Genomic DNA, 25,324 nt, shown 5'->3' with positions numbered 1-25,324 from the left:
CCCTCCTGGCAGGATGGACGGGTGGCACTGACACGACGGGCCCTGATCGTGCTAGGGGCCACTGCGACGCTGGCCGGGCCGTCGCTGGCGGCCTGCGGATCCAGCCTGTCCGGCGTCCAGCTGCGGGTGGCCACCGGCGGCACCGGCGGCGTGTACTTCACGCTGGGCGGCAAGCTGGCCGACGCCTGGCGCGACCGGCTCGGCGTGGCCGAGAAGGTGCTGACGACCAGCGGCTCGGTGGAGAACCTCGGCAAGCTGCACAACAACACCGCGGACGTCGCGTTCGTCGCCGCCGACGCGGCGGCCAAGGACGGCGCGAAGGGGCTGCGGGCGCTGGCCCGCATCTATGACGACTACATCCAGGTGCTGGTGCGCAACGAGTCGCCGATCAAGACGCTCGCCGACCTGCGCGGCCGTCCGGTGTCCATCGGCAGCGAGAACTCCGGGGTCAAGGTCGTGGCCCAGAACCTGCTGGCGGCCGCCGGCCTGCCCGACTCCGGCCCGACGTACTTCACGGACAGCCTGCACCAGTCGCTGGGCTACCTGGTCGCCGGCCAGCGCGACGCGCTGTTCTGGTCCGGCGGCCTGCCCACGCCGGACATCACCGCGACCATGAAGTCCCACCCCGACGTGACGCTGCGGATGCTGGACCTGACCAAGGACAACAGCGTGAGCCTGCGCTACTACAACGTGGAGACGGTGCCGCAGACCTCGTACCCGCTGCTGGCCCAGACCGGCAAGCCGGTGAGCACGCTGGCCGTGCACAACCTGCTGATGGTGCGCGAGAACATGCCCGACGACGAGGCCGAGGCGCTGGTGCGCACCCTGTTCGACGTCCAGCCCGACCTGGCCAACGACTCGGACCAGGTGGTGTCGCTGGCGGCGCAGCTGATCGACCCCCGGTCGGCCATCGAGTCCGCGCCGATCGCCCTGCACGACGGCGCGCTGGCGTACTACCGCTCGGCGAAGGTCTGAACGTCAGGAAAGGAGCATTCCTGACGTTGAACGTCAGGAAACGCGCCTTGATCTTGGTCTAGATCGCCGGCAGGTCAAAGGCGACCCGCAGGCCGCCGCCCTCGGGCAGGTCCAGCTCGACGGTCCCGCCGACCCGTTCCACGACCAGCCGCACGATGGCCAGCCCCAGGCCGGAGCCGCGCACGTTCTGGTGGGCGGCGCTGCGCCAGAACCGGTCGGTGGCCCGTTCCAGCTCCTCCGGCTGCAGCCCCGGCCCGTGGTCGCGCACGGCCAGCCGCACCCGGCCGTCCCGACGGTGCACCTCGACCCGCACCAGTGAGTCGTCGCCGGTGAACTTCAAGGCGTTGTCCAGCAACGCGTCCAGCACGGTCTCCACGCCACGCGGCGGCGCGAGCGCGGTCCCGCCGGGCTCGCCGTCCAGCACGAGGGCCACCCCCTTGGCGGTGGCCACCGCCTGCCAGGCCCGCAGCCGGGCGGCCACGGCCTGGTCCACGTCGACCGGGACGGGGTCGACGCTGGAGGACTCGGCCCGGGCCATGGCCAGCAGCTCGTCCAGGATCCGGTTGAGCCGGTCGGCCTCCTCCAGCGCGGCGGCCTGCTGCTCCTGCACGTCCGGATCGACGTGACCCTCCAGATTGGACAGCCGGATTCGCAGCGCGGTCAACGGATTGCGCAGCTGGTGCGAGGCGTCGGCGACGAAGGCCCGCTGCGCGGCGAGCACGTCGCTGACGCTGACCGCCATCTGGTCGAAGGACCGGGTGAGCCGGCGCAGCTCGGGCGGCCCGATGTCGCTGCCGACCGGATCCACCTTGCGCCCGTTGACGATCGCCGGCAGCAGGGCGGCGGTGGCGTTGTCCAGCAACAGAACCGGGCGCAGCATCCAGCGCACCAGCGGCAGCGCCACCAGCACGGCCAGCCCGACCGCGAGCACGCCGCCGACCAGGATCGCCGCCCAGGACAGCCAGATCAGCGTCCGGGTGCGCTCGGTCGGCGAGGAGGTGACGACCACTCCGCGCACCTCGCCGTTGATCAGCACCGGCTCGGCGACCACCATCGGCGCGCCGTTCCAGGGCATCAGCAGCGTCTCCTGCTGGGTGCCACGGCCGGCGCGGGCGTTGACCAGGTCCTCGCGCACCATCGCGTCGGTCGGGTCGATCCGGGACCCGGAGGAGGCCAGCGCGCGGAACGAGCCGTTCGGATCCTGGTCGCCGCGGTCGAACACGGAGACCGAGACGTCGTACACGTCGTAGTAGCTGGTCAGCTGGTCCTGCAGGCCCAGATCCTTGCCGCCCTGCTCCAGCTGCCGCTGCGACAGCGAGGCGTACCGGCTGGTGTCGGCCGCCCGGTCCACGAACAGCGCGCTCTGCAGGTTCTGCGCGAAGGTCAGGGCCAGCGGAATGCCCAGGCCCAGCATCAGGATCGCGACGACGGTGACGAAGCTGCCGAGCAGCCGGGTGCGCACCTCAGCCGGCCCCGGCCCCGGCCTGACCGTCGGCGGTGAGCCGGTAGCCGACCCCGCGCACCGTCTCCACCAGCGCCGGCCGGCCCAGCTTGGTGCGCAGTGTGGCCACGTGCACGTCCAGCGTCCGGTTGGCGCCGGCCCAGCTGCGGCCCCACACCTCGGCGATGATCCGCTCCCGGGTGCACACCGCGCCGCCCGCGCCGACCACCAGCGCCAGCACCTGGAACTCCTTGCGGGACAGGGTGATCGGCTCGTCGGCCACGGTCACCTGGTGCCGCACCAGGTCGATGTGCACGTCCCCGACCTGCACCACGCCGGCGGTGCCGCCGCCGGCCCCGGGCACCGCGTCGCCGCGCCGGCGGCGCACCGCGTGCACGCGGGCCACCAACTCGCCCACGTCGTACGGCTTGACCAGGTAGTCGTCGGCCCCGGCGTGCAGCCCGAGGATCCGGTCGTCCACCTCGCCGCGGGCCGACACCACGATGATCGCCACGTCGCTGGCCGCCCGGACCTGGCGGCACAGCGTGATGCCGTCGATGTCGGGCAGGCCGAGGTCCAGCAGCACGACGTCGACGCCGGCCAGCCGGTCGAGCACGCCCCGCCCGGTGGCCAGCCGGTCCACCGTGAGCCCCCGCCTGGCCAGGGCCGGCAGCAGCGCGTCGGCGACCCGGTCGTCGTCCTCGACGAGCAGTACCCGCACCTGTGGCACCTCCCCGTGTCCGCCCCGACCGTGCGGCGGGGTAGGCCACAACTCTAGGTGGCTGGGGTCACACGTCCGGCGGGGGTCTCGAACGTCACTACTCCGAACGGGTGAACGCCATCGATTCGACAGTCAAGAGTTTGCCGAGTCTTTACACTCGCTCCATTGACCGGCCGGCGGGCCCGTTCCTCCACTATGGACACGCCGGGCGATGTCGAGCGTCCGTCACAGCCGGGTCGGACGGCCGCTAGGCTGCGTGACGGAGCTGCAACCCTAAGTCTTGGTCAAGCCGCCTGGACTGGTGTTGACGCCTGCCCCTAGGTTTCCGCCAACACCCGCCCCCTTTGCGTTGCTGGAGGATCGATGTCTGCTGCCGGCGCGACGCCGCCGATGATCAGGATGGCGGGCGTGGACAAGTTCTTCGGTCCGCTGCACGTGCTCAAGGCCATCGACCTCGAGGTGCCCAAGGGGCAGGTCGTCGTGGTGCTGGGCCCGTCCGGCTCCGGCAAGTCGACGCTGTGCCGCACGATCAACCGGCTGGAGCCGATCGACAGCGGCGCCATCGAGGTGGACGGCCAGCCGGTGCCGGCCGAGGGCAAGGCGCTGGCCCGGCTGCGGGCCGACGTGGGCATGGTGTTCCAGTCGTTCAACCTGTTCGCGCACAAGACGATCATCGAGAACGTGATGCTGGCGCCGGTCAAGGTGCGCGGCGTCGCCTCGGCCCAGGCCCGCCAGACCGGCATGGAACTGCTGGAGCGGGTCGGCATCGCCAACCAGGCCGACAAGTACCCCGCGCAGCTGTCCGGCGGGCAGCAGCAGCGGGCCGCGATCGCCCGGGCGCTGAACATGAAGCCCAAGGTGATGCTGTTCGACGAGCCCACCTCGGCGCTGGACCCCGAGGTCGTCAACGAGGTGCTGGACGTGATGACGTCGCTGGCCCGCGACGGCATGACGATGCTCGTGGTCACCCACGAGATGGGCTTCGCCCGCCGCGCGTCCGACCGCGTGGTGTTCATGGCCGACGGCGAGATCGTCGAGGACGCCGCCACCGAGGACTTCTTCACCGCGCCCAAGTCCGAGCGGGCGCGCGACTTCCTCGGCAAGATCCTCAGCCACTGATTTGCCCACTGCCCGAGAGGAACGAGACATCATGCGGTTGAGCCCGGTTCTGCGCGCAGGCGCACTGGTGGCCGCGCTGGCGCTGGCCGTGACCGCCTGCGGTGGGAAGAGCCAGCAGGCGGCCGCCGGCGGCGACTCCCTCGTCGACCGCGCCAAGGCGGCCAACAAGCTGACCATCGGCATCAAGTTCGACCAGCCCGGCATCGGCCTGAAGACCGGCGACAGCTACACCGGCTTCGACATCGACGTGGCCGACTACGTGGCCAAGAAGATGGGCGTCGACCCGAAGAACATCACCTTCAAGCAGGCGCCGTCGGCCCAGCGCGAGGACCTCATCGCCCAGGGCGACGTGGACCTGGTGATCGCCAGCTACACGATCAACGACAACCGCAAGCAGAAGGTCTCCTTCGCCGGCCCGTACTTCGTCGCCGGGCAGGACCTGCTGGTCAAGGCCGACAACACCGCCATCACCGGCCCGGACTCGCTCAACGGCAAGAAGCTGTGCTCGGTGTCCGGCTCGACGTCGGCGCAGACCGTGAAGACCAAGTGGGCCAACGACGTGTCGCTGCAGCAGTACGGCGGCTACTCCGAGTGCATCACCGGCCTGCTCAACGGCACCATCGACGCGATCACCACCGACAACATCATCCTGCAGGGCTACGCCTCCCAGCCGGCCAACGTCGGCAAGCTCAAGGTCGTGGGCAAGACCTTCACCTCGGAGCCGTACGGCATCGGCTTCAAGAAGGGCGACACCAAGACCCAGCAGGCGCTGGACAGCTACATCCAGAACATGGAGCAGGACGGCTCCTGGGCCGCCGCGCTGAAGAAGAACTTCGGCGCCGACTTCAAGGTCCCGGACCAGCCGGCCATCACCGAGAAGTGATCGCCTGACCGCGAGGCCGCGCCGGTGCCTGGACTGTCGCCGGATTTCGATCGCCGCACCCCGACGCAACCCACCACCTGCGCCGACGCGGCGATCGAAATCCGGCTAAGGAAGGCACCGGTCACGAGCGGCCTCGCCCCGCGCGGAACGCGCGGAGAAAACGGAGGCTTGCCAGGTGGACTTCCTGAGCCACTACGACCTGCTCGGCGCGTTCTGGACCACCGTGCAGCTCACGTTCTGGTCGGCGATCGGCGCCCTGGTCTGGGGCATCGTGCTGGCCGGCATGCGGGTCAGCCCGGTGTGGCTGATGCGGGCCTTCGCCACCGCCTACGTCAACATCGTCCGCAACACCCCGCTGACGCTGCTGGTGGTCGGCGCCTCGCTGGGCCTGTACCAGGCGCTGGGGATCTCGCTGACCACCGACACCACCACGTCGGCGCTGGACATCACCAACTTCCGGCTCTCGGTGCTGGCGTTCGTGCTCTACACCGGCACGTTCGTGTCCGAGGCGGTGCGCTCGGGCATCAACACGGTGCCGGTCGGCCAGGCTGAGGCGGCCCGCGCGCTGGGCCTGGGCTTCATGCAGACGCTGACCATCGTGGTGCTGCCGCAGGCGCTGCGCTCGGTGGTGGCGCCGCTGGCCAGCGTGCTGATCGCGCTGACCAAGAACACCACCATCGCCAGCGCGATCGGCGTGGCCGAGGCCTCCCTGCTGATGAAGGAGATGCTGGAGAACGAGGGCCAGGCCGGCCTGCTCGTGTTCAGCGTCTTCGCGCTCGGCTTCGTGATCCTGACCCTCCCTATCGGCCTGCTGCTGGGCTGGCTGTCCAAGAAGGTGGCGGTGAAGCGATGAGCGAGCTTGCGAGCGAATCATTCAACGCAGAGCGCGCGCGAACGCGCACACCGAGCGCTAGCGAGGTGTGGAAGTGAGCGACGCGCCCTCCGTCCTCTACGACGCGCCCGGCCCGAAGGCCAAGGTCCGCAACGCGGTCTACACCGTGGTGTTCCTGGTCGTGCTGGCCGCGGTGGCCTGGCTGGTGTTCTCGGCCCTCAACGACAAGGGCCAGTTCACGGCGAAGATGTGGAGCCCGTTCCTGTCCGGCGACACCTGGACCGAGTACCTGCTGCCGGGTCTGGGCACCACGCTGCTGGCCGCGCTGCTGGCGATCGTCATCGCGCTGCCGCTGGGCGCGGTCTTCGGCATCGCCCGGCTGTCCGAGCACGCCTGGATCCGGGTGCCGGCCGGCGTGGTCGTCGAGCTCTGCCGGGCCATCCCGGTGCTGATGCTGATGCTGTTCGCCAACTTCTTCTACGTCTGGTACACCGACATCGACTCCGACATCCGGCCGCTGTTCGCCGTGGTGACGGGTCTGGTGCTGTACAACGGCTCGGTGCTGGCCGAGGTGTTCCGGGCCGGCATCTCCTCGCTGCCGCGAGGCCAGTCCGAGGCGGCGTACGCGCTGGGGCTGCGCAAGACCCAGACCATGCTGACGATCCTGCTGCCGCAGGCCGTCACCGTGATGCTGCCGGCCATCGTCAGCCAGCTGGTGGTGGTCGTGAAGGACACCGCGCTGGGCAGCACGATCCTGTCGTTCTCGGACCTGCTGAGCAACTATCGGATCCTGCCGGCCAACTTCGGCAACACCATCCCCACGCTGATCGTCATCGGCCTGATCTACGTGGTGGTGAACTGGATCGTCACCCGCCTGGCCGCCCTCCTGGAGCAACGCCTCTCCCGCCGCGGCCGCAGCTCCGCCCGCCCGGTCGGCGCGGCCAGCACCACCGCCGTCCCCGCCGCCGACCTCCCAGTCGCCGACGCGCTGTAAAACGCGAGTCCCGCTCTCGGGCACATGAAATGCCGGTTCCGTCAGAACTCTCCGGAACCTGTGTTTCAGTTGCCTGAGAGCGGGACTCGCGGGGGTTCAGCTGGGGATTGAGGGCGGGGCGGGTTTCGGGCCGACCGCTCCCAGGTTCTGGTCGTAGTCGCGCTGCCAGGTGCCGTCGGTGACTGCCGTGCGGATGATCCGGGTCAGCCGCTCCTTCAACCCCGTGTCCCCACCAGGCAACGCGATGACGTAGTCCACCGGCTTGGGAGCCGCCAACGCCGTGGCAGCCAGGTTGGCGGGATCGGCGGCCGCATACCCCGTCACCACGGGCAGGAAGTCGGCGACGGCGTCCACGCCGCCGGAGCCCAGTTCGTCGACGCAGTCCCCGACCGAGGTGCTGGTCACCAGCTTCTCCGGGTCGGTGAGTTTGGCGTCGCGGGCCAGGGTCTGCTCGGGCGAGTTGGACACGGTGCAGACCTTGCGGCCGGCGGCGGTGGCCGCGTCGGTGACGCTGGGACCGGACTTCCGGTACAGCAGGCCGAGGCCGGCGGTGAGGTAGGGCCCGGCGGTGAGCAGCCCGGCTTGCTTGGCCCGGTCGGCGGTGGCCCCGCCGAGGAAGATGTCGACCGTGCCGGCGGCGACCGAGGGCAGCGCGGTGTCGGCGGTCAGCTGCGTGAACGTCACCTGCTTGGCTGACAGCCCCAGCCCGGTGGCGATCAACTGCCCCAGGGCCACTTCGAAACCGCTGTATTCGCCGGAAGCGGGATTGCGGTGGGCCAGCCCGGGAGTATCGGCCCGCAGGCCGATAATGATCTTGCCACGGTCGGTCATTCGTTTCAGGGTCGCGGACTCGGCCGGCCGCGAGGACGTGGTCGGAGCCGGCTCATCGGGGCCGCCGCACGCGACGACCAGCACCGACGCCGCCGCCACCAGCGCGGCGAGGCCGGTGACTCGCTGGTTCACACACCCCATCGTGCCCAGGGTTGCCGAACCTGTCGACCCGAAACGGGTGGGAGGAACCCCACCCGTTTCGGGAGCAACCTAATTCCAACCTATTTCTTGGAACGCTTGAAGATCCGCAGGATCGGGTCGTAGTAGTGGTCGGCGACCCGTTCCTTCATGGGGATCAGCGCGTTGTCGGTGATCTTGATGTGCTCGGGGCACACCTCGGTGCAGCACTTGGTGATGTTGCAGAAGCCCAGGCCGTGGTCGGTCTTGGCCTCCTGCGCCCGGTTCTCGTGCGCGTCCAGCGGGTGCATGTCCAGCTCGGCCACCCGCATCAGGAAGCGCGGCCCGGAGAAGTTGACCTTGTTGTCCTCGTGGTCGCGGACCACGTGGCAGGTGTTCTGGCACAGGAAGCACTCGATGCACTTGCGGAACTCCTGCGAGCGTTCCACGTCGATCTGCTGCATCCGGTACTCGCCCGGGGCCACGCCCTCCGGCGGCGCGAAGGCCGGCACCTCGCGGGCCTTCTCGTAGTTGTAGCTGACGTCGGTGACCAGGTCCCGGATCACCGGGAAGGTCCGCATCGGCGTCACCGTGACGGTCTCGTCCTCACTGAACACCGACATCCGGGTCATGCACATCAGCCGCGGCCGGCCGTTGATCTCGGCCGAGCAGGAGCCGCACTTGCCGGCCTTGCAGTTCCAGCGCACCGCCATGTCCGGCGCCTGGGTGGCCTGCAGCCGGTGGATCACGTCCAGCACGACCTCGCCCTCGTTCACCTCGACGGTGAAGTCCTGCAGGTCACCGCCGTCGGCGTCGCCGCGCCACACCTTGAACTTCGCCTTGTACCCCATGTCAGCTCTCCTTCGCGGGGATGTCGGCGAGTTCGCCGGAGGTGAAGTACTTGGCCAGCTCCGAGTACTCGAACAGGCCCAGCAGGTCGGGCCGCAGCGGGATCTGGTCCTTGGGCGTCACGTCCACGCCGTCACCGCCGGCGTTGAGGGCGCAGACCAGCAGCTGCTTGCGCCAGTCGGCGTCCATCCCCGGGTGGTCCTCGCGGGTGTGCCCGCCGCGGCTCTCGGTGCGCAGCAGCGCCGCCTTGGCCACGCACTCGCTGACCAGCAGCATGTTGCGCAGGTCGAGGGCGAGGTGCCAGCCCGGGTTGAACTGCCGGTGCCCCTCGACCACGATGTTGCGGGCCCGCTGCTTGAGCTCCTCCAGCTGCACCAGGGCCTGCTCGACCTCGCCGCCGCGGCGGATGATGCCGACCAGGTCGTTCATGGTCTGCTGGAGCTGGGTGTGCACCGTGTACGGGTTCTCCTGGGCGCCGGTCCCGGAGCCCTCGAACTCGGCCACCGCCCGCCGGGACGCGGCGTCCACATCGGACTCCGCGATGACCGGCTTCTTGTCGCCCAGCTCATCCACGTACGCGGACGCGCCGGTGCCGGCCCGGCGGCCGAACACCAGCAGGTCGGACAGCGAGTTGCCGCCCAGCCGGTTGGAGCCGTGCATGCCGCCGGCCACCTCGCCGGCCGCGAACAGGCCGGCCACGCTGGAGGCCGCGGTGTCCGGTTCGACCTCGACGCCGCCCATCACGTAGTGGCAGGTCGGGCCGACCTCCATCGGCTCCTTGGTGATGTCGACGTCGGCCAGCTCCTTGAACTGGTGGTGCATCGACGGCAGCCGCCGGATGATCTCCTCGGCCGGCAGCCGGGAGGAGACGTCCAGGAACACGCCACCGTGGGGTGATCCCCGGCCGGCCTTGACCTCGGAGTTGATCGCCCGGGCCACCTCGTCGCGGGGCAGCAGCTCCGGCGGGCGCCGGTTGTTGCCCTGGTCGGTGTACCAGCGGTCGGCCTCGGCCTCGTTGTCCGCGTACTTGTCCTTGAACACGTCCGGGATGTACTCGAACATGAAGCGCTTGCCGTCGCTGTTGCGCAGCACGCCGCCGTCGCCGCGGACCGACTCGGTGACCAGGATGCCCTTCACCGAGGGCGGCCAGACCATGCCGGTCGGGTGGAACTGGACGAACTCCATGTTGATCAGCGAGGCCCCGGCCCGCAGGGCCAGCGCGTGCCCGTCGCCGGTGTACTCCCAGGAGTTCGACGTCACCTTGAACGACTTGCCGATGCCGCCGGTGGCCAGCACCACCGCCGGCGCGGAGAACAGGATGAACCGGCCGCTCTCCCGCCAGTAGCCGAAGGCGCCGGCGACCCGGTCGCCGTCCAGCAGCAGCTCGGTGACGGTGCACTCGGCGAACACCTTGAGCCGGGACTCGTAGTCGCCGGTCTCGCGCTTGTCCTCCTGCTGCAGCGACACGATCTTCTGCTGGAGGCTGCGGATCAGCTCCAGGCCGGTGCGGTCGCCGACGTGGGCCAGCCGCGGGTACTCGTGCCCGCCGAAGTTGCGCTGGCTGATCTTGCCGTCCTTGGTGCGGTCGAACAGCGCGCCGTAGGTCTCCAGCTCCCAGACCCGGTCCGGGGCCTCCTTGGCGTGCAGCTCGGCCATCCGCCAGTTGTTCAGGAACTTGCCCCCGCGCATGGTGTCGCGGAAGTGCACCTGCCAGTTGTCGTCGCTGTTGACGTTGCCCATGGACGCGGCGATGCCGCCCTCGGCCATCACCGTGTGCGCCTTGCCGAACAACGACTTGCACACCACGGCGACGCGCTTGCCCTGCTGCCTGGCCTCGATGGCCGCCCGCAGGCCCGCGCCGCCCGCGCCGATGACCACGACGTCGTAGTCGTGGCGTTCCAACTCGGTCATGAACGCTCCACTATTCGGTTGTCGGGCTCAGAAGAACCGGATGTCGGTGATGGTTCCGCCGGCTACGAGCGCGACGTAGAGGTCGGCGAGCGCGACCCCGATCAGCGAGGCCCAGGCGAAGGCCATGTGCCGGGTGTTCAGCTTGGACACCAGCGTCCACAGCTTGTAGCGCACCGGGTGCTTGGAGAAGTGGGTGAGCCGCCCGCCCATCACGTGCCGACAGGAGTGGCACGACGCCGAGTACAGCCACAGCAGGGTGGCGTTGGCCAGCAGCACCAGGGTGCCCAGGCCCATGTGGCCCCACGCGCCGGTGGAGTCGCGGAAGGCGATCACCGCGTCGTAGGTCAGGATGACGTTGAAGATCAGCCCGATGTAGAAGAAGTACCGGTGGACGTTGTTGAGCACCAGCGGGAAGCGGCGCTCACCGGTGTACTTGCCGTGCGGCTCGGCGACCGCGCAGGCCGGCGGCGAGGACCAGAAGCCGCGGTAGTAGGCCTTGCGGTAGTAGTAGCAGGTCAGCCGGAAGCCCAGCGGGAAGATCAGGATGATCAGCGCCGGCGACAGCTTCCACCAGTCGCCGAAGATCGCCACCTCGCCGGAGCCCGGCACACAGCTGGTGGCCAGGCACGGCGAGTAGAACGGCGAGATGTACGGAGCCGAGTAGTAGTAGTCGTTGGCGAACGCGCGGATCGTCGCGTAGATGATGAACGCGACCAGGACAACGACCGTGACGGCGGGCTGGACCCACCACCGGTCGGTGCGCAACGTGCGCGCGGAAATCTGCGCCCGACCCGGGGCAGTGGTGCCAGCCGTCATGAAAGCCTCTTCGCTTCTTTGCGATGAAGTTGTGGGTCGAGCGCCTCGTCAGATCGACTCAGCCGCGCGCTGGTAGGTCTCAGCCGCGGTGGGCCTGGTAGCCGCCGACCCCCTCGTCGTCAGCACCATGCCACAAGGCCGGATCGTAAGGTGTGTCGGGGACCACAACGACCTCGAGGGGATCGGCGGCGCGCGGCGCCGGCGCCGGCCGCGAGTGGCCGAGGTCCTCCGCGTCGATGTTCAACCGCTCCAGGTCGTTGACCAGGCGCTTCACCACCGTCGCGTCGCCGTACTGGGCTTCCAACGCGGTGATGCACTGCCGAAGCTGTCCGATGGCGCGACGCAGGTTCGCGATCTCCGAAGTGGGCATTCCGGCACCTCCCAAGACGTGTCAAGGCGTCAACGTGTTCGGCGCCACATCGCGCCCCTCACCCTGCACTCTGCCTGAACCACCGGCCTGTGACAAGTGCCACACGCGATCTTGGCAAGCAGGTGTGCCCGCGAGTTCTCCCAGCATTGGCGCCACGTTCGCCACCTGGCCGGTCGACCAAGGCAAGACCAAGCAAATCCCTAGACCGTGGCGAAGATCACGGGTACTGGGCATTTCACTGAATCGGTTTTGATTCCCTCGGGGGACATCGATTAGTGTGGGACCCGTCACGTTGCCCGTGAATCGACGCCAGTGCCGTCGTCCAGCCGGGCCGCAGAGGCGGCCCGGGAACAGGACAGGAGTACGCGGCTATGGCGATTCACCCCGTGATCGACCAGGTCACCGCCCGGATCGCGGTGCGCAGCGAACGCACTCGCGGCGACTACTTACAACGAATGCGGGCCGCCGCCAGCGAGCGGCCCGCACGCGCCGGCATGGCGTGCAGCAACCTCGCCCACGGCTTCGCCGCCTGCGCCGGCGAGGACCGGCTGGCGGTCCGGGGCCTGACCAAGCCCGGCGTCGCGATCATCTCGTCGTACAACGACCTGCTGTCGGCCCACCAGCCGCTGCACGAGTACCCGGCCTGGCTCAAGGACTCCGTGCGCGAGGCCGGCGGCGTGGCCCAGTTCGCCGGCGGCGTGCCGGCCATGTGCGACGGCATCACCCAGGGCCAGCCCGGCATGGAGCTGTCGCTGTTCAGCCGCGAGGTCATCGCCATGGCCACCGGCATCGCCCTGTCGCACGAGATGTTCGACGCCGCGCTGCTGCTCGGCGTGTGCGACAAGATCGTGCCCGGCTTGCTGATCGGGGCGCTGGCCTTCGGCCACCTGCCGGCCGTGCTGGTGCCGGCCGGCCCGATGTCCTCGGGGCTGCCGAACAAGGAGAAGGCCCGGATCCGGCAGCTCTACGCCGAGGGCAGGGCCACCCGCGAGGAGCTGCTGGAGGCCGAGTCGGCGTCCTACCACGGGCCCGGCACCTGCACCTTCTACGGCACCGCCAACTCCAACCAGATGGTCGTCGAGGTGATGGGCCTGCACCTGCCCGGGGCCAGCTTCGTGCCGCCGAACACGCCGCTGCGCCGGGCCCTGACCGCGGAGGCCGGCCGCCGGGTCGTCGGGCTGGCCCGGTCCACGTCGCTGGCCGAGATCGTGGACGTGAAGGCGGTCGTGAACGGCGTCGTGGCCCTGCTGGCCACCGGCGGCTCCACCAACCTCACGCTGCACCTGCCGGCCATCGCCGCGGCCGCCGGCATCCAGCTGACCTGGGACGACTTCGCCGACCTGTCGGCGGTCGTGCCGCTGATGGCCCGCGTCTACCCGAACGGCAGCGCCGACATCAACCACTTCCAGGCCGCCGGCGGCGTGCCGTACCTCGTCGGCCAGCTGCTCGACGCCGGGCTGCTGCACCCCGACGTGAACACCGTCGCCGGGCCGGGTCTGGACCGCTACCGGCAGGAGCCGTTCCTGTCCGACGGCGGGCTGGTGTGGCGGGACGGGCCCACCGAGAGCCTGGATCTGGCAGTGCTGCGGCCGGCCACCGACCCGTTCTCGGCCGACGGCGGGATGCGCATGCTGTCCGGCAACCTCGGGCGGGCGGTGATGAAGGTGTCGGCGGTCGCCGCCGAGCACCGGGTCGTGCAGGCCCCGGCGCGGGTGTTCACCACGCAGGAGGCGTTCGCCGCGGCGTTCAAGGCCGGCGAGCTGGACCGGGACGTGGTGGTGGTCGTGCGCAACCAGGGGCCCCAGGCCAACGGCATGCCCGAGCTGCACAAGCTCACCGCGCCGCTGGGCGTGCTGATGGACCGTGGACACCGGGTCGCGCTCGTCACCGACGGCCGGATGTCCGGCGCCTCCGGCAAGATCCCGGCGGCGATCCAGCTGACCCCGGAGGCCGCGACCGGGGGACCGCTGGCGCGCGTCCGGGACGGGGACATTGTCCGGCTCGACGCCAACCGTGGCAGCATCGAGGTGTTCGTCGACGTCGCCGAACTGATGGGGCGGCGGCTGGTGGACGGGCCGCCGCACGAGCCGATGGGCACCGGGCGCGAGCTGTTCGGCGCGCTGCGCCGGGCCGTCGGCCCCGCCGACGAGGGCGCCAGCGTGTTCGGCAGCACGCTGACCCCGGAGAAGTTCGCCGTCCCCGTGAACGCCTGGAAGTGAGGACTGTGATGACTCCCCCTGGGACCACGCCGGCCGAGTTGCTGGAACTGTCCCCCGTCATGCCCGTCGTCGTGCTGGACGACGTCGCGCAGGCCGTGCCGGTGGCGCAGGCGCTGCTGCGCGGCGGCATCCGGGTGATCGAGGTGACGCTGCGGACCCCGGCCGCGCTGGCCTCCATCGAGCGGATCGCCGCCGAGGTGCCGGATCTGGTTGTCGGCGCCGGCACCGTGACCGCCCCCGAGCACGCCAAGCAGGCCGCGGACGCCGGCGCGCGGTTCATCGTCACGCCCGGGGCCACGGACGGGTTGCTGGACGCCGTCGCCGCCACCGGGCTGCCTTTTCTCCCTGGTGTGAGCACCGTGTCCGAGGCGATGCGGGCGGCCGAGCGGGGCTGCACCGTGCTGAAGTTCTTCCCGGCCGAGGCCGCGGGCGGGGCGGCGTACCTCAAGTCGATTCACGGTCCGTTGCCCGGTCTGCGGTTCTGCCCCACCGGCGGGATCACCGTGGAGTCGGCCCCGAAGTACTTGGCGCTGCCCAATGTCGGCTGCGTCGGCGGCTCGTGGCTGACCCCCAAGGACGCCCTGGCCGCCGGCGACTGGGGCCACGTCGAAGCCCAGGCCGCCGCCGCCTCCCGCCTCCGCTAACCCCCGCGAGTCACGCTCTCCGGCACACCGAATGTAGGTTTCGGACACATCCGCGGTTCTGCTCGAAACCTACATTCGGTGTGTCTGTGGGCGTGACTCGCCGATTGTGTGATCGGCTTTGTCGCTCATGAGGGTCACTCGCCGTGTCGACGGTTGACCCGACTGCCACTTTATGAAAACGTTTGTGACCCGCCGCCGCGATACCGAACCAGTGGGAGGTATCCGTGGCACCACGCACACGGCGGTCGCTGGCCGTGGCCGGCGCCCTGCTCGCCGGCGCACTCGCCGCCGGGCTCACCCTGACGACCGTGCCGGCGCTTGCCGCGAGCCAGAGCGTCGCGGCGGTCCCGACACCGCCGAAGAACCTCAAGGCCGCCAACATCACCGAGACCACGGTCGACCTGTCGTGGAGCGCGTCGACCAGCAGCGTCGGCCTCGCGGCGTACGACATCTACCACGACGGCCAGCTGACCAAGTCGGTCGACGGCAAGACTCTCAAGGCCACCGTCACCGGCCTGACCCAGAACACCACCTACGGCTTCTACATCAACGCCCGCGACACCAAGGGCGGCGTCTCCCAGGCCAGCAACACGGTCCAGGTGACCACCAAGAAGTCCAGCGACAACACGCCGCCCAGCGCGCCGACCGGACTGAAGGTCTCCGGCACCACGGCCAACTCCATCTCCCTGACGTGGACGAAGTCGACTGACAACGTCGGTGTCACCGGCTACACCGTTGTTGAGGGTTCCTCACAGGTGGGCCTGTCCACCACGACCTCGTTCACCGTGCAGGGCCTGGCCCCGAACTCCTCGCACACCTACACCGTCACCGCGCGCGACGCGGCCGGCAACGTGTCCAAGGCCAGTTCCCCGGTCACCGGCAAGACTTCCGGCGGTGGCGGCGGCAGCGGCACCACGCCCGGCCAGGTCACCAAGATCGCCGACGACAAGGACGTGCCGTGGGGTCTGGTGACCCTGCCCGACGGCTCGATCCTGTTCAACGAGCGGGACACGCACAACCTGGTGCACCTGGACCCCAAGACCGGCACCAAGACCACCGCCGGCACGGTTCCCGGCGTGTCCGGCACCAACGGCGAGGGCGGCCTGCTCGGTCTGGAGATCTCGCCGACCTTCTCGTCCGACAACTGGATCTACATCTACTTCACCACGTCCTCGGACAACCGCATCGCCCGTTTCAAGTACACGAACGGAAAGCTCGACACCAGCAGCCAGCAGGTGCTGCTGAAGGGCATCCTGCGCAACCAGTTCCACAACGGCGGCCGGCTGCGCTTCGGGCCGGACGGCAAGCTGTACGCCGGCGTCGGTGACGGCGAGGGTCCGAACAACGCCCAGGACCTCAACTCCCTCAACGGAAAGATCCTGCGGCTCAACCCGGACGGCAGCGTGCCGTCGGACAACCCCTTCCCCGGCAAGTACGTCTGGAGCTACGGCCACCGCAACGTCGAAGGCCTGGCCTTCGACTCGCAGGGCCGGCTCTGGGAGGCCGAGCTCGGCAACTCCGTCATGGACGAGCTGAACCTGATCCAGAAGGGCGGCAACTACGGCTGGCCGTCCTGTGAGGGCACCTCGGGCAGCGGCTGCGGCAACTCCAAGTTCATCAAGCCGGTGCAGACCTGGCCGGTGGCCAACGCCTCGCCCAGTGGCCTGGCGATCGTGCACGACGTGCTGTTCATGGCGGCGCTGCGCGGCGAGCGGCTGTACCGGATGCAGATCACCGGCGACACCACCACCAAGCCGGTGGCCTACTTCAACGGCACCTACGGCCGGCTGCGCACCGTCGAGCCGGCGCCGGACGGCGGCCTGTGGCTGACCAACTCCAGCGGTGACAAGGACAGCACTCCCAACAACAGCAACGACGCGATCTTCCACGTGCAGCTGAACTAGCGGCGCGCGGATGACGGAAACGGGGGCCTCCCGGGCGGGTGAGGCCCTCGTTTCTCGTATTCGAGGGCACTTCCCGGGTGATACCGAGCACTGCACCCGTTTGCTAGGGGAATCCCTTTTGTCTCCCGTGGTAGTTTCCTTCGCCGTTCGCACGAGACCTGGGGAGCAAGAAGTGGATGCACCGGCGCTGATCGACGCCCAGCTGACCATGACCGCCTTCACACAATTAGCCGGCCGACTGGGCGGCTATCCGTTCGTGAAGGTGGTGGTCGACCGGCCCGGCGGGCACATCCACTTCGTCAATGACGCGCGGTATCCGTTCCACGCCGAGTACATCGCGGCCGAGATCCTCGGCATCTCCAAGGCCGAACTCGAGGCCACGATCGATGATTTCAATCACAGCGTCTACCAGGCCGAAGATCGCCGGTTCTATCTCGGCATCCTGGCCCTGCACACCACCGACGACCGGCGCATGCTCTCGCTGGAGACGGTCGAGGTGGACACCATGTCCGGCCCGATGCTGGCCTACTTCTACCGGGCCGTGCGGGACGCGGTCGACCCGGCGCTGCCGATTCTGGTGAAACCGGCCAACCACAGCCAGGAAGAGCTGCTGGCCGAGATCCCCGCCGCCGAGGTGCCGCGGATCCAGGCGCACGAGCTGTTCTCGTCGGCCCGCTTCGTGCCGCTCAATCCCGGCTCCGCGCACGGGCGGCTGCGGGCCTTCCGCACCGAGGCCGACTACCGCGCCGCGGCGGATTCCCTTGAGTGGTACGACATCATCGTCATGCACCGGGTGCCCGACGACGTGCCGCGGCTGGCCGGCATCGTCAACGCCCACCACACCACTCCGCTGTCCCACACCAATGTGCTGGCCTCGGGCTGGCAGGTGCCCAACGCCGTGCAGCTCGGCGTCTTCGACCGCATCGACGCCGAACAGCTCAACGGGCGCTGGGTGCGCTACTCGGTCGACCCCGCCGCCGACGAGATCGCCCTGACACCGACCGAGGACGCCGTCGACATCGGCCGCAAGCCGGCCTGGTACGCGCAGCGGATCGTGTTGGAGGAGCCCGAATCCCACACCTCGCCGATCACCAGCCTGGACCGGCTGCGGCTGCACGACCGGCACCGCTACGGCACCAAGGCGGCCAATCTCGGTGAGCTGCACCATGTTCTCGCCAACGGCTCCGGCCGGCTGCTCGGCTTCTACCAGGTGCGCCGGCCACCGCGCGAGAACCTGTTGCCGTACCTGGCCAAGCTCCTGGACGTGCCGGTCGACGCCGACCTGAACGACGCCGCCATCCGCCTGCTGCGCGAGAACATCGCCGTGCCCAGGGGAATCGCCCTGCCGTTCTCCGTGCAGCGGCGGTTCCTGGAGTCGTCGCCGCGTGTGCAGCAAGCCATCGGCAAGCTGAAGATGGCTCTGGAGCTGGATGTTCCCGACGTCGACCGGCTCTGCCTCGAACTGCAGCGGCTCATCCGCCTGACCCGCATCCCCGACGACCTCCGGGAAGCCGTCGACGCCGCCCTGGTGTCCGAGCTCGGCGGCGTGCGCACCTTCGTCGTGCGCAGTTCCTCCAACGCCGAGGACCTGGCCGGCTTCTCCGCCGCCGGCATCTACGAGTCGATCAACCACGTGACCACCGCCGACCGGATCTTCTCGTCCATCAAGGAGGTCTGGTCCTCCCTGGTGTCGCCGCGCAGCGTCCGACTCCGCCAGCAGGCCGGCATCTCCCTCGACGACAGCTACATGGGCGTGATCGTCCAGGAGCAGGTCGACGGCGTCCGCGGCGGTGTCATGGTGACGACCAACCCGTTGAACCGCAAGGACTTCCGCAACGTCTACGTGAACGTCTCGGTCAACTCCGTGATCGACGTGGTGTCCGGGGCGACGCTGCCCATCCAGTACCTGTACAGCACCGTCGAGGGCGACGGCCGCACCGTCTCCCTCGGCGACGCCCCTGAGGACCTGGATGTCGGCGCCCGCCAACAACTCCAGCGCCTGGCCATCGCCGGGCGGCTGCTGCAGGCCCACTTCTCCCCCGACTACACGTTCGACTCCCCCGTCGACGTCGAGTGGATCGCCGACGACTCGCGCATCACCGTCGTCCAGCTCCGCCCCTACAGCGCATGAGCGCCGTTCGCCGTGCGGTGTGGCTGAGCTACACCTTCCAGTTCTTCTTCGGCCTCTTGCTCTGGCTGCCCGTGTTCTACGAGTACCAGCGCCAGATCGGCCTGTCCGACGGGCAGATCTTCGGCATCCAGAGCATCTACTACATCGCCTTCTGCCTGCTCGAGATCCCCACCGGCATGGTCGCCGACCGCTTCGACTACCGGCACTGCCTGGTCGCCGGCGGCGTTGTGCTCATCGCCGCCAACATGACGCCCGTCCTCCTCTCCGACTACACCGGCTTCCTCGTCCACTTCCTGCTCATCGCCCTGGCCCGCTCCCTCGTCTCCGGCGCCGCCAGCGCCTACCTGTACGAGTACATGCACGCCGCCGGCGCCGGCGCGGACTACCCCCAGGCCGAGGGCTACGGCCGCTCCTACAGTCTCATCGGCAAGGTCGTCTGCTGGCCCGTCGTCGGCCTGCTCATGCAGTGGAACATGCCCTCCCCGTACTGGCTCAGCGCCATCAACGCCGCCATCGCCGTACTGGCCGCTGTGCTCCTACCCGCCATCCCCGCCCGCCGCTCTCCGGCGTCCGCCACGGTCCTTTCCCCGCCATCGCCCTCGGCCACACCTTCCGCCGGCTCCGGCGGATCAGCCGCGGGCACCGACCAGGCCTCCCCGTCCGCGGCCGCCGAGGACTCAACCCCCACCTCCGGGCGGACTCCCCGCCCACCCATCTCCGTCGCCCTGCGCGGTTCCTTCGCCCAGATGCGGGCTTCTCGTCTGCTCGTCCTGCTCATGGTCCAGGGCGTCGCCATCTTCACCCTGGCCCGGATCTGCTCCGTCAACCTGTTCCAGCCCATCCTGGACAGCAAGCAGACTCCTGTTGTCCTCTACGGCGTCGTCATGGCTCTCATGACCGTCTTCGAGGCCCTCGGCGCCGCTCGGCCCAACTGGCTCCGCAAGCGGATCAGCGATGTTCGCTCGGTGTTCGTACTGACCATCGCCATGGCCGTCACGCTCGCCCTGGCCGGGCTGCTCGGCATCGTCGGCTCCGTGATCGCGCTGTGCCTGTTCTCCCTGGCGTGCGGGCTCTCCTTCCCCATCCAGCGGGCCCTGCTCAACGCCGCCATCACCGATTCCCGTTACCGGGCAACGCTGCTGTCCATCGAGTCCATCATCGACCGCGCCGTCTGCGCCCTGGTCGCGCTGGCCCTCGGCGACTACCTCCAGCACGGCCAGCTCACCGATTTCCTGGTGCAGACCGCGATCGTCACCTGCGTGCTGATGGTCGTCATCGCCGGCCTGATCACCATGACCCGCCACCGAACAGGAGCCGCCACCGCCGGCTGACTTTCTGGACGGCGCGGCGTCGGGCGAGGACCGCTACCGTGGGCTGATGTTCCGCTCGGTGCTGGCGGTGGGGGACTTCCGGTGGCTGTGGTCCGGTGAGGCGCTGTCCCAGGCCGGCGACCAGCTGGCCCGGGTCGCGCTGGCCGTGCTCGTGTTCCAGCGGACCTCCTCACCCGCACTCACCGCTCTGTCCTACGCCCTCACCTTCGTGCCGACCCTGGTCGGCGGCGCCCTCCTCGGCTGGGTCGCCGACCGGGTCGCCCGGCGGACCGTCATGGTCACGTGCGACCTCATCCGAGCCGTGCTCGTCGCCGCCATGGCCGTCCCCGGCATGCCCTTGCCCATGCTCTACCTCCTGCTCATCGCCGTCACCCTGCTGGGCGGTCCCTTCCGGGCCGCCCAGCAGGCGCTCCTGCCCGACGTCCTCGACGGCGAGCTCTACGTCTCCGGCCTAGCCATCCGGGGCATGACCATCCAGGCCGCCCAACTCGCCGGTTTCGCCTGCGGCGGTCTCCTCGTCGCCGCACTGACCCCGTACTGGGCCCTCGCCGTCGACGCCGCAACCTTCGTGGCCTCGGCCCTCCTGGTCGGATTCGGCGTCCGCCACCCAGCGGCAGTGTCACCGCCGCCACCAGTCACCCCACCAGCCACGCCGTCATCCGCTACGCCCACACCACCAGCCACACGCCGATCCGCCACACAATCCCCAGCCCCACCAACCTCGTCCCCGTCCCCGGCCCGACCGACCGCATCGGTGCTGGCGGGCTTTCGCGTAGTTCTCGGGGACCGGGCGGTGCGGGCGCTGGCGGTGTTGAGCTGGCTGGCCGGGTTCTACGTGGTCCCGGAGGGGCTGGCGGCGCCGTACGCGGCGGCGATCGGGACGGGCACGGTCGGCATTGGCCTGCTGATGGCAGCGGATCCGGCGGGGTCGGTGGTAGGGGCGTTCGTGCTGGCCCGGTGGATCCCGGAACGGCTCAGGACGCGGCTGCTCGGATTGTTAGCGGTGCTGGCGGGCCTGCCACTGCTCGTGTGTGCGCTGCAGCCGGGGCTGCTTGTTTCGCTAGCGGCGCTAGGAATTTCTGGCGCGTTGGCGCAGGCGTATCAGACACAGGACACGGCATCGCTGGCCCGGGCGGTGCCGAGTGCGGGGCGGGCGCAGGTGATGGGCATCGTCGTCAGCGGCCTGGTCACGGTGCAGGGCATCGGCGTCCTGGTCGCGGGGGTTCTCGCCGACGTGATCGGGACGCCGCTGACCATCGGGCTGGCCGGCCTCGGCGGCATGGCCGTCGGCGCGCCGGCCGCCCTGTCATGGCACCGCGCTACGCGTCGATCAGCGCCAGAGCTTCCGGAATCGAGTCGGTGACCGGCACTCCGGCCGCCTCCAGCCGCGATCGCGGCATCATGCCCGTGGTCACCAGCACGCACTGGGCGCCGACCTGCGCCGCGGCCGCAGCATCGTCCACGACATCGCCGATCAGGACGACATCGGCCGGATCCAGCTTCTGTGCCTTCAGGTGCTCGACCAGGTGCGCCGCCTTCGAGCCGCCCATGTTGTAGCCGCGTAGGCCGTCCACCCGGGCGAACAGGTCCGTCAGGCTCAGCTTGCCGACCAACGGCACCAGCTCGTCGTGGAACCACATCGACAGCAGCGACTGGGTGCGGCCGGCATCCCGCCACTCGTGCAGCAGGTCCGGCACCCCGGCCGCCAGGCCGCACGTGTCCAGCTCCAGCCGGTACGCGCTGTGATAGTGCCGGTCGATCACTTCCCAGTCGGCGTCCGTCAGCGGCTGGGCCAGCACCTTCTCGTAGCAGGCGAGGATCGGCCGGCTGAACACGGCGCGCCACTCGTCCAGCGTCACCGCCGCGCGGCCGTACTGCGCACACACGGAGTTCACCGCTGCTAGCACTGCGTGGTTGTCGTCCAGGAGTGTTCCGTTCCAATCCCAGACCACATGGCGTGCCCGCAGCTTTGTCACCGGATCAGCCTACGTAATACACCGCCACGATCGACGCCCACACCTCGACGAAGCCCGCTGCCCCGGCCGCCGTCGCGGCCAGCCGCCCCCGCCGTCGTCCGCGCCGGCCGATCAGCTCGTAACCGCCATAGCCCAGAAAACCAGCCAGTCCCGCCACCAGCACCACGGTCGCCGTCGGGCTGTGCCGCCATCCCCAGGACACCAGGGCGACAACAACCCCGAGCAGCCCCAGCGACACCACGGCCACCAGCACCTCGCCGACCACCTCCGCGACCAACTCCTTGAGGAAGTCCCACACTGCCCGCACCGCCGCTGCGATCGACGCGCCCACCCGCTTCGGCCACCGTCGCCATGGCTGTCGCGCGTCACGACGAATCAACTCGAGTTCGCGGCGCGCGGCCTCGCGCGGATCGGACATATGCCCAGTTTCTCTCATCCCAGCGAGTGAAGTCCGGGACTTTCCGCGAGCCGATCCGCGGTGGCGCTGAGCACATCCGGCCTCTGCCGCGTAGATGAACGGCATGAGCAGCGATGACCCCGACACCATCCGCTTCAACCGTTTCGTGCCGCCCGAGGAAGATGACGAGATCGAGGCCCAGGCCCGCTTCTTCGGTGTCACCGTGGACCAGATGATCCAGGACATCGAGCCTCGGACCATCCTGAGCGGCGGCGGCCGTCACCAGGCCATCCACGAGTTCCACTGGCAGCGCTGACCAGCCCCCACCCACTCTCCCGGCCGGCTTCGGCGTTCCGCCCCGGGCTCAGCCTCGGCGCCGACCCGCCGGTCGACGCGGTCCTCGCCCACTGCCGGCCTCGCCGTCCGCGCGGCCTCAGGCCGGGAGCTCCAACGGCGACAGACCCGACCGCATGCGAACACCCATGCGCGCCAGCCTCGATTGGCCGTGGCTACACAACGCCGGGCTTGCCTTGCCGCCCCCTACCTCGGCCATGTCCTGGGCACTACCGGACCGCCGGCATGGCAATGATCTGTCCAGGTGAGCCGGGCACAACCCGATCCTGATCGGCGTCGGTCAGAAGTCGTCGTCGGGGAGACCCGGTGTGCCGCTGCGGCTCAGTTCCTCGCGTACGACCCGGACCGCCATGCCTTCGGGGTAGCCCTTGCGGGCGAGCACGCCGACCAGGCGACGGAGCTTGGTGGTGTCGTCGAACCGGGCAACGGACGACAGCTTGCGCCGCACCAGCTCGCGGGCTCGCTCAAGCTCGCTGTCCTCGTCCACGGCGGCGACGGCCTCGGCGGCCACCGAGCCATCGACGCCCTTGCGGCGCAGCTCGTCCGCCAACGCCCGCTTGGACAGGCCCCGGTGGTTGTGCCGGGAAGCCACCCACTCGTGCGCAAACGCCTCGTCGTCGATCAGGCCGGCTCGGTCCAGGCGGCCGAGCACCAACTCGGCCACCTCCTCCTCGACCTCCTTGCGTGCCATGGCCTGCCGCAGCTCGGTACGGGACCGGGCCCGCACGCTGAGCAGTCGCACGCAGAGATCCTGCGCCCGGCGCACCTCCGGCGCGTCACGCACCGTCGGCTTCTCGCCGGACGCCTCCTCCCGCTCCATCACCGGCTCAGAAGTCGACCGGAGCCGGCGCATCCTCCGCGTCGACCTGGGCGCCGATGCCCAGCTTCTCCTTGATCTTCTTCTCGATGTCGTTGGCCACGTCCGGGTTCTCCAGCAGGAACTTGCGGGCGTTCTCCTTGCCCTGGCCCAACTGGTCGCCGTCGTAGGTGTACCAGGCGCCGGACTTGCGCAGGATGCCCTGCTCGACGCCCATGTCGATGAGCGAGCCCTCGCGGCTGATGCCGTGGCCGTACAGGATGTCGAACTCGGCCTGCTTGAACGGCGGGGCCACCTTGTTCTTGACGACCTTGACCCGGGTCCGGTTGCCGACCGCGTCGCCGCTGTCCTTGAGCGTCTCGATCCGGCGCACGTCCAGGCGCACCGAGGCGTAGAACTTCAGCGCCTTGCCACCGGTCGTGGTCTCCGGCGAGCCGAACATGACGCCGATCTTCTCGCGCAGCTGGTTGATGAAGATCGCGGTGGTGCCGGAGTTGTTCAGCGCGCTGGTCATCTTGCGCAGCGCCTGGCTCATCAGGCGGGCCTGGAGGCCGACGTGGTTGTCGCCCATCTCGCCCTCGATCTCGGCCCGGGGCACCAGCGCGGCCACCGAGTCGATCACCAGGATGTCCAGCGCGCCCGAGCGGACCAGCATGTCCGCGATCTCCAGCGCCTGCTCACCGGTGTCCGGCTGGGAGACCAGCAGGGCGTCGGTGTCCACGCCCAGGGCCTTCGCGTAGTCCGGGTCCAGCGCGTGCTCGGCGTCGATGAACGCGGCGATGCCGCCGTTGCGCTGGGCGTTGGCCACCGCGTGCAGCGCGACCGTGGTCTTACCGGAGGACTCCGGGCCGTAGATCTCGATGACCCGGCCGCGCGGGTAGCCGCCGATGCCCAGCGCCACGTCGAGCGTGATGGAGCCGGTCTGGATCACCTCGATGGGCGCCCGGGTCTCCTGGCCGAGGCGCATCACCGAGCCCTTGCCGAAGTTCTTGTCGATCTGGGCCAGGGCCAGTTCGAGCGCCTTGTCCTTGTCCGGTGCTGCTGGTGCCATGGGGTGTTCACCTCTGTCTGTCTGGCTGGCCCGCTTGCCCAGGCCCGCCGCCGGTTGTCGTCACCGAGGACGCTACGGGGAGGGTCTGACAATTTCGGCGACCCGCGGATCCTCAGGCTAGCCGAACACCTGTTCGAGGGAAAACCGACACGCCGTCCGCACTCCTCAGCGCCGCTCGACCGGGACGTCGAACGCCTCGCACACCGCCCGCCAGATCGTCCTCGTCGGCACCCCGGCCTCCAGCGCCTGGTCGACGGTCATCCCGTCCAGGTCGGAGAACACGTGGTCGCGGGCGATCATCTCGGACCGGACCCGCCCGAACTCCTCGGCCATCAGGGCCCGAAAGGCAGTGATACGCATCGTGGTCAAGCCTACGCTGACAGCAAATTGCAGAAAGTGGGGACCGAGGGCTTCCCTGCTCCGGGAAACACGCTATCCTTGGTGAGGGCCCGTGATCCCCCCGACCTCAGCAGTTGGAAACTCACGGCGAGGCGCCGCAGTCGACCCCCAGGGCTGCGGCGCTTCTTTATGTCCGCGGTCCGGCCCGCCGCGCTCAGGGTCGCCCTGGACGCGGTTGTGCCAGCTCAGGACGCCCGCACTCGCCACCAGAGGGGCGAAGAGTTGAGGCCACCCGGTCGAGC

At 69.5% G+C, this 25,324-nt stretch carries 24 protein-coding genes; 12 read left to right on the top strand and 12 right to left on the bottom strand.

All coding sequences use genetic code 11. The features are described 5' to 3' along the window. Positions 1–21 precede the first annotated feature (21 nt). Positions 22–975: a TAXI family TRAP transporter solute-binding subunit gene (locus JJ691_RS49510; RefSeq protein WP_249227535.1), complete on the top strand. Its 954-nt coding sequence runs from the start codon at positions 22–24 to the stop codon at positions 973–975. Positions 976–1,033: 58 nt separating this feature from the next. On the opposite strand, the gene JJ691_RS49505 is transcribed toward JJ691_RS49510, so the two are convergent. Together JJ691_RS49505 and JJ691_RS49500 are read right to left on the bottom strand one after the other, a co-directional pair. Beyond that, a complete protein-coding gene (locus JJ691_RS49505) occupies positions 1,034–2,437 on the bottom strand; it encodes a sensor histidine kinase (protein WP_211766288.1) in 1,404 nt (467 codons plus the stop codon). A 1-nt stretch (position 2,438) separates the two neighbouring features. Next, entirely contained in the window at positions 2,439–3,137 is a 699-nt protein-coding gene (locus JJ691_RS49500; protein ID WP_211766287.1) for a response regulator transcription factor, read from the bottom strand. A gap of 390 nt (positions 3,138–3,527) precedes the next feature. Here JJ691_RS49500 and JJ691_RS49495 point away from each other — a divergent pair, with 390 nt between their 5' ends. The 4 genes from JJ691_RS49495 to JJ691_RS49480 all read left to right on the top strand — a co-directional run bounded on the left by JJ691_RS49495 (position 3,528) and on the right by JJ691_RS49480 (position 6,965). Further along, positions 3,528–4,256, top strand: a complete 729-nt coding sequence (locus JJ691_RS49495; protein ID WP_211772229.1) for an amino acid ABC transporter ATP-binding protein — start codon at positions 3,528–3,530, stop codon at positions 4,254–4,256. A gap of 31 nt (positions 4,257–4,287) precedes the next feature. Continuing rightward, positions 4,288–5,139: a glutamate ABC transporter substrate-binding protein gene (locus tag JJ691_RS49490; RefSeq protein ID WP_211766285.1), complete on the top strand. Its 852-nt coding sequence runs from the start codon at positions 4,288–4,290 to the stop codon at positions 5,137–5,139. Between the two features lie 175 nt (positions 5,140–5,314). Beyond that, the gene (locus tag JJ691_RS49485; protein ID WP_211766284.1) at positions 5,315–5,992 is read left to right on the top strand and encodes an amino acid ABC transporter permease; all 678 of its coding nucleotides are present in this window, start codon (positions 5,315–5,317) and stop codon (positions 5,990–5,992) included. Between the two features lie 73 nt (positions 5,993–6,065). Beyond that, the gene (locus JJ691_RS49480) at positions 6,066–6,965 is read left to right on the top strand and encodes an amino acid ABC transporter permease (protein WP_211766283.1); all 900 of its coding nucleotides are present in this window, start codon (positions 6,066–6,068) and stop codon (positions 6,963–6,965) included. Positions 6,966–7,061: 96 nt separating this feature from the next. Here the strand turns inward: JJ691_RS49480 and JJ691_RS49475 are convergent, their stop codons facing one another. The 5 genes from JJ691_RS49475 to JJ691_RS49455 all read right to left on the bottom strand — a co-directional run bounded on the left by JJ691_RS49475 (position 7,062) and on the right by JJ691_RS49455 (position 11,859). After that, positions 7,062–7,928, bottom strand: a complete 867-nt coding sequence (locus JJ691_RS49475) for a transporter substrate-binding domain-containing protein (protein ID WP_211766282.1) — start codon at positions 7,926–7,928, stop codon at positions 7,062–7,064. Positions 7,929–8,017: 89 nt separating this feature from the next. Then, positions 8,018–8,764 carry a succinate dehydrogenase/fumarate reductase iron-sulfur subunit gene (locus tag JJ691_RS49470; protein WP_211766281.1) on the bottom strand — a complete coding sequence of 249 codons (747 nt, stop codon included), beginning with the start codon at positions 8,762–8,764 and terminating at the stop codon, positions 8,018–8,020. A gap of 1 nt (position 8,765) precedes the next feature. Next, complete coding sequence (locus tag JJ691_RS49465) at positions 8,766–10,673, bottom strand: fumarate reductase/succinate dehydrogenase flavoprotein subunit (protein WP_211766280.1); 1,908 nt, start codon at positions 10,671–10,673, stop codon at positions 8,766–8,768. A 27-nt stretch (positions 10,674–10,700) separates the two neighbouring features. Further along, on the bottom strand, positions 10,701–11,489 hold the full coding sequence (locus tag JJ691_RS49460; protein WP_211766279.1) for a hypothetical protein: 789 nt from the start codon (positions 11,487–11,489) through the stop codon (positions 10,701–10,703). A gap of 79 nt (positions 11,490–11,568) precedes the next feature. Beyond that, entirely contained in the window at positions 11,569–11,859 is a 291-nt protein-coding gene (locus tag JJ691_RS49455) for a hypothetical protein (protein ID WP_211766278.1), read from the bottom strand. A gap of 371 nt (positions 11,860–12,230) precedes the next feature. On the opposite strand from JJ691_RS49455, the gene edd reads away from it, so the two are divergent. The 6 genes from edd to JJ691_RS49425 all read left to right on the top strand — a co-directional run bounded on the left by edd (position 12,231) and on the right by JJ691_RS49425 (position 21,451). Then, positions 12,231–14,078 carry a phosphogluconate dehydratase gene (gene edd, locus JJ691_RS49450; protein ID WP_211766277.1) on the top strand — a complete coding sequence of 616 codons (1,848 nt, stop codon included), beginning with the start codon at positions 12,231–12,233 and terminating at the stop codon, positions 14,076–14,078. Positions 14,079–14,086: 8 nt separating this feature from the next. Continuing rightward, positions 14,087–14,722 (top strand): bifunctional 4-hydroxy-2-oxoglutarate aldolase/2-dehydro-3-deoxy-phosphogluconate aldolase, encoded by a 636-nt coding sequence (locus JJ691_RS49445; protein WP_211766276.1) that lies wholly within the window; start codon positions 14,087–14,089, stop codon positions 14,720–14,722. A gap of 224 nt (positions 14,723–14,946) precedes the next feature. Next, a complete protein-coding gene (locus JJ691_RS49440; RefSeq protein ID WP_249227534.1) occupies positions 14,947–16,626 on the top strand; it encodes a PQQ-dependent sugar dehydrogenase in 1,680 nt (559 codons plus the stop codon). Between the two features lie 172 nt (positions 16,627–16,798). Then, positions 16,799–18,757, top strand: a complete 1,959-nt coding sequence (locus JJ691_RS49435; RefSeq protein WP_249227533.1) for a PEP/pyruvate-binding domain-containing protein — start codon at positions 16,799–16,801, stop codon at positions 18,755–18,757. Beyond that, the gene (locus tag JJ691_RS49430; protein ID WP_211766275.1) at positions 18,754–20,088 is read left to right on the top strand and encodes an MFS transporter; all 1,335 of its coding nucleotides are present in this window, start codon (positions 18,754–18,756) and stop codon (positions 20,086–20,088) included. Before JJ691_RS49435 ends, JJ691_RS49430 begins: the two co-directional genes overlap by 4 nt. Before the next feature lie 46 nt (positions 20,089–20,134). Then, complete coding sequence (locus tag JJ691_RS49425) at positions 20,135–21,451, top strand: MFS transporter (RefSeq protein ID WP_211766274.1); 1,317 nt, start codon at positions 20,135–20,137, stop codon at positions 21,449–21,451. On the opposite strand, the gene JJ691_RS49420 is transcribed toward JJ691_RS49425, so the two are convergent. Together JJ691_RS49420 and JJ691_RS49415 are read right to left on the bottom strand one after the other, a co-directional pair. Continuing rightward, complete coding sequence (locus tag JJ691_RS49420; RefSeq protein ID WP_211766273.1) at positions 21,408–22,064, bottom strand: HAD family hydrolase; 657 nt, start codon at positions 22,062–22,064, stop codon at positions 21,408–21,410. The genes JJ691_RS49425 and JJ691_RS49420 overlap by 44 nt on opposite strands. Positions 22,065–22,068: 4 nt before the next feature. Beyond that, a complete protein-coding gene (locus tag JJ691_RS49415) occupies positions 22,069–22,395 on the bottom strand; it encodes a hypothetical protein (protein WP_211766272.1) in 327 nt (108 codons plus the stop codon). Positions 22,396–22,585: 190 nt separating this feature from the next. Between JJ691_RS49415 and JJ691_RS49410 the strand changes: the two genes are divergently transcribed. Further along, positions 22,586–22,777, top strand: a complete 192-nt coding sequence (locus JJ691_RS49410) for a hypothetical protein (RefSeq protein WP_211766271.1) — start codon at positions 22,586–22,588, stop codon at positions 22,775–22,777. A gap of 318 nt (positions 22,778–23,095) precedes the next feature. Here JJ691_RS49410 and JJ691_RS49405 read toward each other — a convergent pair whose 3' ends face one another. From JJ691_RS49405 to JJ691_RS49395, 3 genes are all read right to left on the bottom strand, one after another. Next, positions 23,096–23,635, bottom strand: coding sequence for a regulatory protein RecX (locus JJ691_RS49405; protein WP_211766270.1), 540 nt, complete (start codon positions 23,633–23,635; stop codon positions 23,096–23,098). Positions 23,636–23,642: 7 nt separating this feature from the next. Continuing rightward, positions 23,643–24,683, bottom strand: a complete 1,041-nt coding sequence (gene recA, locus JJ691_RS49400) for a recombinase RecA (RefSeq protein WP_211766269.1) — start codon at positions 24,681–24,683, stop codon at positions 23,643–23,645. Positions 24,684–24,848: 165 nt separating this feature from the next. Continuing rightward, the gene (locus JJ691_RS49395) at positions 24,849–25,043 is read right to left on the bottom strand and encodes a DUF3046 domain-containing protein (protein ID WP_211766268.1); all 195 of its coding nucleotides are present in this window, start codon (positions 25,041–25,043) and stop codon (positions 24,849–24,851) included. Between the last annotated feature and the right edge of the window lie 281 nt (positions 25,044–25,324).

The sequence above is a fragment of the Kutzneria sp. CA-103260 genome, assembly GCF_018263855.1.
Taxonomy (GTDB): Bacteria; Actinomycetota; Actinomycetes; order Mycobacteriales; family Pseudonocardiaceae; genus Kutzneria.
Note: the sequence above shows the minus strand (reverse complement) of the source record. Positions and strands in the feature narration are given on the sequence as shown.

Coding starts and splice junctions, on each gene's coding strand:
- JJ691_RS49495 (WP_211772229.1), top strand. CDS start 3,528: ATGATCAGGATGGCGGGCGTGGACAAGTTCTTCGGTCCGCTGCACGTG.
- JJ691_RS49490 (WP_211766285.1), top strand. CDS start 4,288: ATGCGGTTGAGCCCGGTTCTGCGCGCAGGCGCACTGGTGGCCGCGCTG.
- JJ691_RS49470 (WP_211766281.1), bottom strand. CDS start 8,764: ATGGGGTACAAGGCGAAGTTCAAGGTGTGGCGCGGCGACGCCGACGGC.
- JJ691_RS49465 (WP_211766280.1), bottom strand. CDS start 10,673: ATGACCGAGTTGGAACGCCACGACTACGACGTCGTGGTCATCGGCGCG.
- JJ691_RS49460 (WP_211766279.1), bottom strand. CDS start 11,489: ATGACGGCTGGCACCACTGCCCCGGGTCGGGCGCAGATTTCCGCGCGC.
- JJ691_RS49455 (WP_211766278.1), bottom strand. CDS start 11,859: ATGCCCACTTCGGAGATCGCGAACCTGCGTCGCGCCATCGGACAGCTT.
- edd (WP_211766277.1), top strand. CDS start 12,231: ATGGCGATTCACCCCGTGATCGACCAGGTCACCGCCCGGATCGCGGTG.
- JJ691_RS49445 (WP_211766276.1), top strand. CDS start 14,087: ATGACTCCCCCTGGGACCACGCCGGCCGAGTTGCTGGAACTGTCCCCC.
- JJ691_RS49430 (WP_211766275.1), top strand. CDS start 18,754: ATGAGCGCCGTTCGCCGTGCGGTGTGGCTGAGCTACACCTTCCAGTTC.
- JJ691_RS49425 (WP_211766274.1), top strand. CDS start 20,135: ATGTTCCGCTCGGTGCTGGCGGTGGGGGACTTCCGGTGGCTGTGGTCC.
- JJ691_RS49410 (WP_211766271.1), top strand. CDS start 22,586: ATGAGCAGCGATGACCCCGACACCATCCGCTTCAACCGTTTCGTGCCG.
- JJ691_RS49405 (WP_211766270.1), bottom strand. CDS start 23,635: ATGGAGCGGGAGGAGGCGTCCGGCGAGAAGCCGACGGTGCGTGACGCG.
- recA (WP_211766269.1), bottom strand. CDS start 24,683: ATGGCACCAGCAGCACCGGACAAGGACAAGGCGCTCGAACTGGCCCTG.
- JJ691_RS49395 (WP_211766268.1), bottom strand. CDS start 25,043: ATGCGTATCACTGCCTTTCGGGCCCTGATGGCCGAGGAGTTCGGGCGG.